The 12,259-nt window shown below is 62.6% G+C and carries 11 protein-coding genes; 8 read left to right on the top strand and 3 right to left on the bottom strand.

The annotated features are described in order from the left end of the window. The coding region (pgi, locus tag EN939_RS06180; protein ID WP_127267315.1) for a glucose-6-phosphate isomerase at nt 1–1,434 on the top strand (1,434 nt) is incomplete at its 5' end. A gap of 5 nt (nt 1,435–1,439) precedes the next feature. Further along, nucleotides 1,440–2,162 (top strand): HAD family hydrolase, encoded by a 723-nt coding sequence (locus tag EN939_RS06185; protein WP_127267316.1) that lies wholly within the window; start codon nt 1,440–1,442, stop codon nt 2,160–2,162. Between the two features lie 115 nt (nt 2,163–2,277). Here the strand turns inward: EN939_RS06185 and EN939_RS06190 are convergent, their stop codons facing one another. Then, entirely contained in the window at nt 2,278–2,637 is a 360-nt protein-coding gene (locus tag EN939_RS06190) for a winged helix-turn-helix transcriptional regulator (protein ID WP_127267317.1), read from the bottom strand. Between the two features lie 114 nt (nt 2,638–2,751). Between EN939_RS06190 and EN939_RS06195 the strand changes: the two genes are divergently transcribed. Beyond that, the gene (locus EN939_RS06195) at nt 2,752–3,630 is read left to right on the top strand and encodes an NAD(P)H-binding protein (RefSeq protein WP_127267318.1); all 879 of its coding nucleotides are present in this window, start codon (nt 2,752–2,754) and stop codon (nt 3,628–3,630) included. 261 nt (nt 3,631–3,891) lie between these two features. Here the strand turns inward: EN939_RS06195 and EN939_RS06200 are convergent, their stop codons facing one another. Further along, entirely contained in the window at nt 3,892–4,602 is a 711-nt protein-coding gene (locus tag EN939_RS06200; protein WP_236383350.1) for a class I SAM-dependent methyltransferase, read from the bottom strand. Continuing rightward, nucleotides 4,602–6,605 (bottom strand): long-chain fatty acid--CoA ligase, encoded by a 2,004-nt coding sequence (locus tag EN939_RS06205; RefSeq protein ID WP_127267319.1) that lies wholly within the window; start codon nt 6,603–6,605, stop codon nt 4,602–4,604. The genes EN939_RS06200 and EN939_RS06205 overlap by 1 nt, the downstream gene beginning before the upstream one ends. Before the next feature lie 470 nt (nt 6,606–7,075). On the opposite strand from EN939_RS06205, the gene EN939_RS06210 reads away from it, so the two are divergent. The 5 genes from EN939_RS06210 to EN939_RS06230 all read left to right on the top strand — a co-directional run. Further along, the gene (locus EN939_RS06210; RefSeq protein ID WP_127267320.1) at nt 7,076–8,668 is read left to right on the top strand and encodes an ABC transporter substrate-binding protein; all 1,593 of its coding nucleotides are present in this window, start codon (nt 7,076–7,078) and stop codon (nt 8,666–8,668) included. Between the two features lie 50 nt (nt 8,669–8,718). After that, nucleotides 8,719–9,726 carry an ABC transporter permease subunit gene (locus EN939_RS06215; RefSeq protein WP_127267321.1) on the top strand — a complete coding sequence of 336 codons (1,008 nt, stop codon included), beginning with the start codon at nt 8,719–8,721 and terminating at the stop codon, nt 9,724–9,726. Nucleotides 9,727–9,796: 70 nt separating this feature from the next. Continuing rightward, nucleotides 9,797–10,651: an ABC transporter permease subunit gene (locus EN939_RS06220; RefSeq protein ID WP_224618710.1), complete on the top strand. Its 855-nt coding sequence runs from the start codon at nt 9,797–9,799 to the stop codon at nt 10,649–10,651. A gap of 2 nt (nt 10,652–10,653) precedes the next feature. Next, nucleotides 10,654–11,511, top strand: coding sequence for an ABC transporter ATP-binding protein (locus EN939_RS06225; protein WP_127267322.1), 858 nt, complete (start codon nt 10,654–10,656; stop codon nt 11,509–11,511). Then, the coding region (locus EN939_RS06230) for an ATP-binding cassette domain-containing protein (protein ID WP_127267323.1) at nt 11,508–12,259 on the top strand (752 nt) is incomplete at its 3' end. The genes EN939_RS06225 and EN939_RS06230, both read left to right, overlap by 4 nt.

A 12,259-nucleotide genomic window follows, 5' to 3' on the forward strand; every position in this document is an offset into this window, starting at 1 on the left:
CTCGAAGGCCGCCGCGCCGCTATGTTCGCCGGCAAGAAGATCAACGTCACCGAGGACCGTGCCGTGCTGCACACGGCGCTGCGCAACCTGACCGGCAAGGGCGTCACCGTCGATGGCCAGGACGTCAAGGCTGACGTCATCGCCGTGCTCGACGCCATGGGCGCCTTTGCCGATGCCGTGCGCTCGGGCAAGGCGGCCGGCGCCACCGGCAAGAAGATCACCGACATCGTCAACATCGGCATCGGCGGTTCCGATCTCGGCCCGGCCATGGCGACGCTGGCGCTGGCGCCCTATCATGACGGGCCGCGCGCCCACTACGTCTCCAACATCGATGGCGCCCATATCCACGACACGCTGAAGGGCCTCTCCGCCGAAACCACGCTTTTCATCATCGCTTCCAAGACCTTCACCACCGTCGAAACGATGACCAATGCCGAAACCGCTCGGAAATGGGTGCAAGAAGCACTGGGTAAGGAAGCGGTCGGCAAGCATTTCGCCGCCGTCTCCACCGCGCTCGACCTGGTGGCCCGGTTCGGCATCGCGCCGGATCGCGTCTTCGGCTTCTGGGATTGGGTCGGCGGCCGCTATTCGCTGTGGGGCGCCATCGGCCTGCCGGTGATGATTGCTGTCGGTCCGCGGAATTTTCGCGCCTTCCTCGATGGCGCGCACGAGATGGACGAGCATTTCCGCACCGCGCCGGTGCAGGAGAACCTGCCGGCGCTGCTTGGACTGGTTGGCTGGTGGCATCGCGTCATCTGCGGCTACCCGGCGCGCGCCGTCATCCCGTATGACCAGCGCCTGTCCAGGCTGCCGGCCTATCTGCAGCAGCTCGACATGGAATCGAACGGCAAGAGCGTCACCCTCGAAGGCACAGAGGTGACGACGCCGACCGGACCGCTGGTCTGGGGCGAGCCCGGCACCAACGGCCAGCATGCCTTCTTCCAGCTGCTGCACCAGGGCACCGATTTCATCCCGGTCGAGTTCCTCGCCGCGGCGGTCGGCCACGAGCCGGAACTCAAACATCAGCACGATCTGCTGCTCGCCAACTGCCTGGCGCAGTCGGAAGCGCTGATGAAGGGCCGCACGCTGGACGAAGCCCGCGCCCAGATGCTGGCCAAGGGCATGAAGCCGGCCGAGGTCGACAAGATAGCGCCGCACCGCGTCTTCTCGGGCAACCGGCCCTCGCTGACCATCCTCTACCGCAAACTCGACCCACGCACCTTCGGCCGGCTGATCGCGCTCTACGAGCACCGCGTCTTCGTCGAGGGCACGCTGTTCGACATCAACTCCTTCGACCAGTGGGGCGTCGAGCTCGGCAAGGAACTGGCCACCGGCCTTCTGCCTGTCGTGGAGGGCAAGGAAAGTGCCGCCAAGCGGGATGCATCGACCGCTGGCCTTGTGGGATTCATCCACCATTTGCGTGGCTCGGAGTGAAAAGTTTGGCAGACATCAAGGGAATATTGTTCGACAAGGACGGCACGCTTGTCGACTTCAACGCCACCTGGCTCGGCGTTGCCGACTTCATGGCCATGGATGCGTCCGAGGGCGATCGCTGGAAAGCCGACAGGCTGCTGGCCGCCGCCGGCTTCGATTTCGCCAACAAACGCTTCAAGCCCGACTCGATCTTTGCGTCCGGCACCAATCTCGACGTCGTCGAATTGTGGTTTCCGCGCCTGTCCAACGAGGACCAGATGCTTGCGGTTGCCCGCTTCAACGAGATCACCTCTGTGCAGGGCTCGGCGATGGCCGTGGCGCTGCCGGGCATCGTCGACACGTTGACGGCCTTGCACAGGAAATCCTACCGGCTTGGCGTCGCCACCAATGATTCGACCAGCGGAGCGGAAAAGACGCTGGTGACGCTCGGCGTCGCCCAATTGTTCGACGCGGCCTATGGCTACGACGCGGTGGCCAATCCGAAGCCGGCGCCCGACACCATCCTGGCTTTCAGCGACCTCACCGGCCTCAGGCCGGCGGAGATCGCCATGGTCGGCGACAACAGGCACGACCTCGAAATGGCGCGTGCCGGCGGCTGCGGGCTGGCAGTCGGCGTGCTCTCCGGCACCGGCACCCGCGAATCGCTGGCCGGCATTGCCGATGTGGTCCTGGATTCGGTCGCCGACCTGCCGGATTTTCTCTCGGCGCGGGTCAAGGAGACGATCTGACGGCGGAGGCCGGGCAAATCAACTTGGGCTTTCCCGCCCACGGCTGAGATTGGTGGAAAGGAGACGGGCTGTTCCCTCAAAGGCGGACCTTGGTCCACCGCCAGATTTGGGACCGCTACGCACCTGCAGAAGGGCGCGATCGATTTTGCACGATCAGGGCTACCTCGGACGTATGATGAGTTCCCCATTCGCACAAGGGCGCGAGTACTCCGGCCAGGCTTTGACCAAAGTCGGTTAGTTCATACTCGACGTGCGGCGGCACCGTCTGAAAGTCAATGCGACGAATAACGCCATCATCCGTCAGTTCTTTCAGGTGCTGGATCAGCATTTTCTCGCTCACGTTGGTAACGAGCCTGCGGAGTTGACCGGTGCGTTTGGGCCCGCTGGCCAGATGATAGACGACAAGCGGCTTCCACTTGCCTCCAAGGATGGCAAGAACCGCTTCCAGGCCGCATTGGAAATTTGTCTCGGTCACGTCGATCTCCGAATTTTGGCACTTACCAAATAGTCGGTACTGGTTTGCAGGTCTGTTCTGACTTACCTGGATCGGACGACGGTGTCGATGTGCAAAAGCCCAAAGGAAATCACCATGGCCAAGATCCTCGTAACCGGCGCAACCGGCAATATCGGCCGAAAAACTCTCCAACATCTCCTGAAGCGGTTGCCCGCCAGCGATCTCGTCGGCCTGGCCCGCGATCCCGCCAAGGCGGCCGATCTGGCGGCCGATAGGATTGAGATCCGCCAAGGCGACTATCTCGACTATGACGGACTGGTGCGCGCGTTCGAGGGCATTGATAAGCTAATGCTCGTATCCGCCACGGCCTTTACCGATCGCAATACCCAGCACCAAAATGCCATTAGCGCAGCTCGGCAGGCGGGCGTTAAGCGCATCGTCTATATGCCGATCATCCACGAAGCAGGATCCGCCTTCACCTTGTCGGATATCACCGAGCAGGATCTGTTCGTCGAGGAAAAACTGAAGGCGTCCGGCCTAGCCTACACGCTCGTCCGTCATCCGCCCTTTATCGAGAGCATCCCATTCTACATCGGCGGAAACGCCCTGGAGACCGGGGTTCACGTGCCGGCTGGTGCGGGCAAGGCGGGCTATGCCAGCCGTGACGACCTAGCAGAGGCGCATGCCATTGTGCTGAGCCAAGACGGCCATGAATACAAGACATACTCGCTGTATGGCGATCCCGCCGTGTCCTTCGCGGATGTCGCACAGATCCTGTCGGATGTCAGCGGCAAGCGAGTGCCGTTTGTTTCCGGCTCGGATCACGATTACATCGCCCACTTAGTGGCGGCGGGTCTGCCCGAGCAGGCCGCCCGCTTCGCGCTTGTGTGGGTGCAAGGCATCAACGCCGGAGAATGGGGCGGCACGGCGGGGGATCTCGAGAAACTCTTGGGCCGCAAGCCGATGACAGCGGCCGAGTTCTTGCGGGCCAACCATGCGGCACTCCAAGCTTGAGACGGGGACCTTGAAGAACTGAGCGTTAGACAACGCAACATCGACATTGCCGGGGTGATGGCAGCAACGCGCCATCCCGCCGTTTTGCGACTCGCCGAGCCACCCTACGACGCCCGAATAACGCGCCTTGGATCATACCCCAATTTTGCGCCGCCGAATGTCAGCTCTGTATGGCTGCCTTCTGGCAGTCGTACTCACCTGACAAAGGTCCGGAACGAGGTCGAACCCGGCCATTCCGAGTGACTGGGATTGATCTCAGCGTCAGCGCTCTTCCGCCTCAAACGAAAAGACACCGCTCGGCTTGGTCGCAGCACCCTTCGCGTCGCCGAAATCCGGCACCTGGTATTCGGCGAGCAACCGCAGTCGGGACAGCGGCAGATCGTTGCGACGGGGATCGCCGACCAGCACGTCGATGCCGGCTGCCAGGCAGCGATCGAGGAACGGGGTGATGCGTAAAGCAACGTCGCACCCGTAGAAAACATCGCCTGCGAGCACGAGGTCAACTGCCGGCGGCGGGCCGGCGGTGATGTCTTCGCCTATTATTGTGATGGCAACGCCGTTGGCGACCGCGTTGAGCTCAAGAGCGGCAACGCCGTTGCGGTCGATCTCGGCGGCGATCACTTCGCGTGCCCCAGCCTTAGCTGCGGCGATGCCGACAAGGCCGGAGCCGGCACCAAGGTCGAGCACGCGGCGTCCCGCCACGGTTGTTGGATGGTCAAGGACATAGCGTGCGAGCACGGTGCCGCCGGCCCATGCATAGGCCCAGTAGGGCGGTTGTGGCTCCGGCGCGTCTTCCGCATCGTCTTCGGGCTCGACGAGCCGCCTCAATCCGCTGCCGGGGTGAGCTGTATAAAACTGGATTTCTGGAAGCGCAGGCACGGGGACAAGGCGCATGTTCGCCTTGATGAAGGTTGCCGGGTCGAGGCGTGAGCATCGATCCAGAGCATCGTTGTCGGCAAGATCGCCGTCCACTATTCGCGCAGTGCTCGCCGCAGGATCTTGCCGACCGGCGTCTTCGGCAGCTCGGTCCTGAATTCTATGTATTTGGGCCGCTTGTAGCCGGTCAGGTTCTCGCGGCAGAAGGCGGTGAGCGTCTCTGCGGTCAGCGCCGGATCCTTCTTGACCACGAACAGTTTCGGCACCTCGCCCGAATGCTCGTCCGGCACGCCGACCGCCGCCACTTCGAGCACGCCCGGATGCATGGCCACGACTTCCTCGAGCTCGTTCGGATAGACATTGAAGCCCGAAACCAGGATCATGTCCTTCTTGCGGTCGACGATCTTGGTGTAGCCGCGCTCGTCCATGAAGCCCATGTCGCCGGATTTGAAGTAGCCATCCTTGGTCATCACCTTGGCGGTCTCATCGGGCCGGTTCCAGTAGCCCGCCATCACCTGCGGTCCTCGGATGCAGACCTCGCCGACCTCGCCGAGCGGCAAATTGTTGCCGTCGTCGTCGCGGATGGCGATCTCGGTCGAGGGCAGCGGCAGGCCGATGGTGCCGGTGAAGTCGCCGGCGGTGAACTTGTTGGCGGTGGCGACCGGCGAGGTTTCCGAGAGGCCGTAGCCTTCGGTGACCGAACAACCGGTCAGCGTCTTCCAGCGTTCGGCGACGCCCTTCTGCACCGCCATGCCGCCGCCCAACGTCAGCACCAGCGGCTTGAAGTCGAGCTTGCGGAAATCCTCATTGTTGAGCAGCGCGTTGAACAGCGTGTTGAGGCCGGGAAAGATGTGCACCGGATACTTCTGCAGTTCCTTGACGAAGCCGGGAATGTCGCGCGGATTGGGAATGAGCACATTGCGGGCGCCTTGCTGCATGCCCATCAGTGCGTTCACGGTCAGCGCGAAAATATGATAGAGCGGCAGCGCGCAGATAAAGTTGGGGTGCGCCGGTTTCGGCTTGATCGTGTAGGCGTCCTCCATCCACTGCGCGTTCTGCGCGACGTTGGCGAGCACGTTTCTGTGCAGCAGTGTGGCGCCCTTCGACACGCCCGTGGTGCCGCCCGTATATTGCAGGAAGGCGACATCGTCTGCTTCCACCTTGGCCGGCTTGAAGCCCATGCCGGCGCCGGCCTTCATGGCGGCATTGAACTTGACATGGCCGGGCAAGGACCATGCCGGCACCATCTTCTTCACGCGGCGCACGACGAAATTGACGATGGTGCCCTTCAGGCCGCCGAGCATGTCGCCCATCGCGGCGACCACCACATGCTTGACCGCCGTCCTCGCGATCACCGCCTGCAAGGTGTTGGCGAAGTTTTCCAGGATGACGATGGCTTGCGCACCGGAATCCTTCAACTGGTGTTCGAGCTCGCGCGGCGTGTAGAGCGGATTGATATTCACCACGACATAGCCGGCGCGCAAGATCGCCATCATCGCCACCGGGTATTGCAGCACGTTCGGCATCATCAGCGCGACGCGCGCGCCTTTCTGCAGGCCCTTCGATTGCAGGTAGGCGCCGAAGGCCGCCGACAGCCGCTCGACATCGGTGTAGCTGATGGACTTGTCCATGCAGGTGAAGGCCGGCTGCGCGGAAAACTGCTTGCAGGCGCCGACGAGGAAATCGCCGATCGAGCTGTAGGGCAGGGCGCCGATCTCCGCCTGCACGTTTTTCGGATAGCTCTTGAGCCACGGCTTTTCCGGCAAGCCGGCGGCCAGCGCCGTCAATGCTTTCGGCAATCGGTTGGCGGTGGCGGCGGCCGGCCTTGCCGCCGGTGGGGCCTTCACCGCCGCCGCAGCCTTCGACGCCGGCCTGACAGCAGGCTTTGCCGCACCCGCTTTACTCCCCGGCGCCGTCTTTCCGGCCGCGGCCTTGGCCGGGGCTTTCACCGCCGGCTTTGTGCTTGCCCTTACGGGCGCCGCGGCCGCCTTCGGCGTGGCGACTTTGGCAATGGGTGCTTTCGGCTTGGCAGTACCGGCTGCTTTCGACGGCGCCTTGGCTCCCGCTTTCACCGTCGTCGTCCTTGATGCTTTTGCCACCCGTTCCTCCCTGGACAAGTTTGTTCATTCGCGCCGCGCTCGCCCCTGAATTGACCTCGCCTCTGAATTGACAAGGGCGCCCTCCGCTGCGGCCGTTATACCCTATGTATTGCCTCCCTTGGTGACCGTGCAAGTCTTGCCCTTGCGGCAACACGGCGAAAGATTTTCCGTCGAAAGTCCTTGCCGCCGCCGGCGCTGCCAAATGGTGTCCTGGCGCATCCCTCGGCCGCTCGGAAGCGCGGGGAACATTTATGTCGTCAGCTTGGCGATCAATAAAAAAATTCGGTTGTTAATAATCTCGTGAATGGAAGAAACTGCTAATTTTTTCTGCAATCTGGCAAAATAGCGGATTTTTTTCCTGCTTCCCGCGGGGTAAGCAAACGGGGTGTTCCAAAGCCGGAAAAACGGTGCTTATATGCGCGCTTCGCGAGCCTGATAGAGGGGCTTGGAAGAACATCAGGGAGTGCTCAATGAATAAGAAGCTGACTTTTGCAGCCGCGTTGCTGGCTGCAAGCGTCCTGGGCGGCGTGGCCAATGCGAAAACTCTGGTCTACTGCGCGGAAGCTTCGCCGGAAGGTTTCGATCCGGCGCCGTATACCGCAGGCCAGACGTTCGACGCGTCATCGCGCACCGTCTTCAACCGCCTTGTCGAATTCGATCACGGCAAGACGACGACCTCGCCGGGCCTGGCCGAGAGCTGGACGATCTCCGACGATGGCAAGGAATATGTCTTCAAGCTGCGCAAGGGCGTCAAGTTCGCCGCGACCGACTATTTCACCCCGACGCGCGACTTCAACGCTGACGACGTGGTGTTCTCGTTCGAACGCCAGGTCGACAAGAACGGCCCTTGGTTTCAGTACATTCCGGGCATTGCATACCAGTATTACAATGACCAGTTCGGCGAAAACATCGCCAAGGTCGAGAAGGTCGACGACCTGACGGTGAAGTTCATCCTCAAGGAGCCGGCGATCACTTTCATTCCAACGCTGGGCATGGATTTCGCTTCGGTCGTCTCCAAGGAATATGCCGACAAGCTGCAGGCCGACAAGACGCCTGAGCTGTTCAACCAGAAGCCGATCGGCACCGGTCCGTTCATCTTCGTTGACTACCAGACCGACGCCGCCATCCGTTACAAGGCCAACCCGGACTATTGGGGCGGCAAGCAGAAGATCGACGATCTGGTCTTCGCCATCACCACCGATCCGGCGGTGCGCGCGCAGAAGCTCAAGGCCGGCGAATGCAACATCATGTCGTACCCGGCACCGGCCGACATCGCCGGCCTGCAGGCCGATCCGAACCTGAAGGTCGAGGAGCAGGAAGGCCTCAATGTCGGCGCGCTGATGTACAACACCCAGCAGAAGCCGTTCGACGACGTGCGCGTCCGCAAGGCGCTCAACATGGCCATCAACAAGAAGGCCATCATCGACGCCGTCTTCCAGGGCGCCGGCCAGGTGGCGATCAATCCGATCCCGCCGACCATGTGGTCCTACAACAAGGAAGTGAAGGACGATCCTTACGATCCGGATGCAGCCAAGAAGCTGCTTGAAGAGGCCGGCGTCAAGGACCTCAAGATGAACGTCTGGGCCATGCCGGTGTCGCGCCCGTATATGCCGAACGCGCGCCGTACCGCCGAACTGATCCAGGCGGACTTCGCCAAGGTCGGCGTCACCGTCGAGATCGTCAGCTACGATTGGGGTGAATACCTCAAGCGCGCTTCCGCGGTCGATCACGACGGCGCCGTCATCGTCGGCTGGACCGGCGACAATGGCGATCCGGACAACTTCCTCGGCGTGCTCCTGAGCTGCGCTTCCGTCGGTTCGAACAACCGCGCGGAATGGTGCAACAAGGACTTCGATGCGCTCATCAACAAGGCCAAGACCGTTTCGGACCAGGCCGAGCGCACCAAGCTCTATGAACAGGCACAGGTCATCTTCAAGGAACAGGCACCCTGGGCGACGCTCGCTCACTCCAAGGTGTTCATGCCGATGCAGAAGACCGTCACCGGCTTTGCGATGGATCCGCTCGGTATCCATCGCTTCGACGGCGTCGATATCGCCGAATAAGGTTGCGATACGGGGGCGCCGCCACTTGGTGGCGCCCCCACTCGCCCGCCATGCTGCGTTATATCCTCGGCAAGCTCGCCCTCATCATCCCGACCTTCATCGGGATAACCATCCTCGCCTTTGGCTTCGTGCGCATCCTGCCCGGTGATCCGGTGCTGGTGCTTGCGGGCGAACGCGGCCTGTCGCCCGAACGCCACACGGCGCTCATGCACCAGTTCGGTTTCGACCTGCCGATCTGGCAACAATATCTGACCTATCTGACCAACATCCTCGGCGGTGATTTCGGCACCTCGTTTTCCACCAAGACGCCGGTGCTGAAGGATTTCCTGGTGCGCTTCCCGGCAACGGTCGAACTCGCCATCTTCGCCATGATCTTTGCCGTCATCCTGGGTGTCGCCGCCGGCATCTTCGCCGCGATCCGTCGCGGCTCCTGGTTCGATCAGCTGACGATGGGCACGGCGCTGGCGGGCTATTCCATGCCGATCTTCTGGTGGGGCCTGCTGCTGATCATCGTCTTCTCCGGCACGCTGCACTGGACGCCGGTTTCCGGCCGCATCGACCTTCTCTATTTCTTCAAGCCGGTGACCGGTTTCATGACCATCGATTCCCTGATCTCGGGCCAGAAGGGCGCCTTCCGTTCGGCGCTGTCGCACCTGATCTTGCCGACCATCGTGCTCGGCACCATCCCGCTCGCAGTCATCGCCAGGCAGACGCGGTCGGCGATGCTCGAAGTGCTGGGTGAGGACTATGTCCGCACCGCGCGTGCCAAGGGCCTGGCGCCGCGCCGCGTCATCGGCCTGCATGCCTTCCGCAACGCGCTGATCCCGGTCGTCACCACCATCGGCCTGCAGGTCGGCACGCTTTTGACCGGCGCCATCCTGACCGAGAGCATCTTCTCCTGGCCCGGCATCGGCAAATGGATGATCGACGCCATTTCCAAGCGCGACTATTTCACCGTGCAGGGCGGGTTGCTTTTGATCGCGCTGATCGTCATGTCGGTGAACCTCATCGTCGACGTGCTCTACGCCGTCATCAACCCACGCATCCGGGCCAACTGACATGAGCAACGAAGGCCCAGCCACCATCGAAGCCGCGACCGTCGTCAAGCCGCAGGACGCCAGGCTGCAGATGTTCGGCGAGTTCTGGCATTACTTCTCCGTCAACAAGGGCGCGGTGATCGGGCTCTTCGTCTTTGCGCTGCTGATCCTGATCGCCATCTTCGCGCCGCTGCTGGCGCCCCATTCGCCGGACGATCAGTTCCGCGACTTCTTCCTGACGCCGCCGGCCTGGCAGGAAGGCGGCAACGCGCAGTTCCTGCTCGGCACCGACGCTGTCGGCCGCGATATGCTGTCGCGGCTGATCTACGGCTCGCGGTTCTCGCTCGCCATCGGCTTCGTCGTCGTCACGTCAGCGCTGATCTCAGGCGTCATTCTCGGCCTGCTCGCCGGCTACTGCCGCGGCTGGGTCGACACGCTGATCATGCGCATCATGGACATCATCCTGGCCTTCCCGTCGCTGCTGCTGGCCCTGGTGCTTGTCGCGGTTCTCGGCCCTGGCCTCGTCAACGCCATGATCGCCATCGCCTTTGTGCTGCAGCCGCATTTCGCCCGGCTCACCCGCGCCGCCGTGATGGCCGAGAAGACCCGCGAATATGTCGTCTCGGCCAAGGTCGCCGGGGCCAGCCATCTCAGGCTGATGCTGGTCACCATCCTGCCCAACTGCATCGCGCCGCTGATCGTGCAGGCGACGCTGTCCTTCTCCAACGCCATCCTCGAGGCGGCGGCCCTTGGCTTCCTCGGCATGGGCGCGCAGCCGCCGACGCCGGAATGGGGAACCATGCTGGCCGAAGCGCGCGAGTTCATCCTGCGCGCCTGGTGGGTGGTGACCTTCCCGGGCCTCGCCATCCTGATCACCGTCTTCGCCATCAACCTGATCGGCGACGGCCTGCGCGACGCGCTCGACCCCAAGCTGAAGAGGTCGTGAGCATGCCTCTGCTCGAGATCAAGAACCTCACCGTTTCCTTCGACACCGCGGCCGGACCGTTCATGGCCGTGCAAGGCATCGACCTCTCGATCGAGCCGCGCGAAGTGCTGGCGATTGTAGGCGAGTCCGGTTCCGGCAAGTCCGTGGCGATGCTCGCGGTGATGGGCCTGTTGCCCAACACGGCAACCGTCAAGGCAGACCGCATGGCCTTCGACGGCGTCGATCTCCTGAAGCTCAGCCCGTCCGAACGCCGCAAGATCGTCGGCAAGGACATCTCGATGATCTTCCAGGAGCCGATCGCCAGCCTCAATCCGTGCTTCACCGTCGGCTTCCAGATCGAGGAGGTGCTGCGCTTCCATATGGGTATGGATCGCGCTCAGCGGCGGGCCCGCGCCATCGAATTGATGAAGCTGGTCGGCATCGCCGATCCGGAAGAACGGCTGAGCTCGTTTCCGCACCAGATGTCGGGCGGCCAATGCCAGCGCGTCATGATCGCCATCGCTATCGCCTGCAATCCGAAACTGCTGATCGCCGACGAGCCGACGACGGCGCTCGACGTCACCATCCAGAAGCAGATCCTCGATCTGCTGGTTTCGCTGCAGGCCAAATACGGCATGGGCCTGATCATGATCACCCACAATATGGGCGTGGTGGCCGAGACCGCCGATCGCGTCATCGTCCAGTACAAGGGCCGCAAGATGGAAGAGGCCGACGTGCTGTCGTTGTTCGAATCGCCGAAAAGCAATTACACGCGGGCGCTGTTGTCGGCTTTGCCGGAGAACGCCGTCGGCGACCGGCTGCCGACCGTTTCCGACATGCTGTTCGAGCCGGCCCCCTCTGCCGCGGGAGCCGCCTCATGAGCACCACGGTCCTCGAAGGCAAGAACATCGTCCGCGACTACCATATCGGTGGTGGCCTGTTCACCGGGCCGCGCACCGTGCACGCGGTCAAGGGCGTGTCCTTCAAGGTAGACAAGGGCAAGACGCTGGCCATCGTCGGCGAAAGCGGCTGCGGCAAGTCGACGCTCGCCCGCATCATCACGCTGATCGATCCGGCGACGTCAGGCGACCTGTTCATCGACGGCAACAAGGTCGACATCGCCAAGGGCGGATTGACCAAAGAGATGCGCCGCAAGGTCCAGATCGTCTTCCAGAACCCCTATGGATCGCTCAATCCGCGCCAGAAGATCGGCGACGTGCTGGGCGAGCCTCTGCTGATCAACACCGACAAGCCGGCGGCCGAGCGGCGCGACCTTGCGATGAAGATGCTGAAGAAGGTCGGCCTCGGTCACGAGCACTACAACCGCTACCCGCACATGTTCTCGGGCGGCCAGCGCCAGCGCATTGCCATTGCCCGCGCGCTGATGCTCAACCCAAGCCTGCTGGTGCTGGACGAGCCGGTCTCGGCGCTCGATCTTTCCGTGCAGGCACAGGTGCTCAACCTGCTCGCCGACCTGCAGGACGAGTTCCAGCTGACCTATGTCTTCATCAGCCACGATCTGTCCGTGGTGCGCTACATCGCCGACGATGTGATGGTGATGTATTTCGGCGAGGCGGTCGAATACGGCTCGCGCGACGAGGTCTTCGCCGACCCCAAGCACAGCTACAC

It is taken from the genome of Mesorhizobium sp. M7A.F.Ca.CA.002.05.1.1 (assembly GCF_003998335.1).
Taxonomy (GTDB): domain Bacteria; phylum Pseudomonadota; class Alphaproteobacteria; order Rhizobiales; family Rhizobiaceae; genus Mesorhizobium.

Coding starts and splice junctions, on each gene's coding strand:
- EN939_RS06195 (WP_127267318.1), top strand. CDS start 2,752: ATGGCCAAGATCCTCGTAACCGGCGCAACCGGCAATATCGGCCGAAAA.
- EN939_RS06210 (WP_127267320.1), top strand. CDS start 7,076: ATGAATAAGAAGCTGACTTTTGCAGCCGCGTTGCTGGCTGCAAGCGTC.
- EN939_RS06215 (WP_127267321.1), top strand. CDS start 8,719: ATGCTGCGTTATATCCTCGGCAAGCTCGCCCTCATCATCCCGACCTTC.
- EN939_RS06220 (WP_224618710.1), top strand. CDS start 9,797: ATGTTCGGCGAGTTCTGGCATTACTTCTCCGTCAACAAGGGCGCGGTG.
- EN939_RS06225 (WP_127267322.1), top strand. CDS start 10,654: ATGCCTCTGCTCGAGATCAAGAACCTCACCGTTTCCTTCGACACCGCG.